This window comes from Microseira wollei NIES-4236, assembly GCF_020521235.1.
Taxonomy (GTDB): Bacteria; Cyanobacteriota; Cyanobacteriia; order Cyanobacteriales; family Aerosakkonemataceae; genus Microseira; species Microseira wollei.
Map to the genome: position 1 here is coordinate 1 of NZ_BLAY01000613.1, position 338 is coordinate 338.

The 338-nt window shown below is 49.4% G+C and carries 1 protein-coding gene; it reads right to left on the minus strand.

Features of this window, described 5'->3' with window-relative positions; all coding sequences use genetic code 11:
- Nucleotides 1-70 precede the first annotated feature (70 nt).
- Nucleotides 71-338: hypothetical protein (locus MiSe_RS50020; protein ID WP_226595071.1), on the minus strand; the 268-nt coding region annotated here is incomplete at its 5' end.

Here is a 338-nt window from a genome sequence, read left to right on the forward strand (position 1 = left end):
AGATTGATCTCTCGGGGCACGGCATTCAATATACTTTGGCTGGTGAAACAGATTGATCGATGCCGTGTCCCTACTGGTGAAACTGGTGAAACTTATCGATCGATGCCGTGTCCCTACTGGTGAAACATATCGATCGATGCGTCCCTACTGGTGAAACCTGTCGATCGATCGGGACACGGCATGAATTAGACTTTGGCTGGTGAAACAGATTGATCGATGCCGTGTCCCTACTGGTGAAACATATCGATCGATGCGTCCCTACTGGTGAAACCTGTCGATCGATCGGGACACGGCATGAATTAGACTTTGGCTGGTGAAACAGATTGATCGATGCCGTG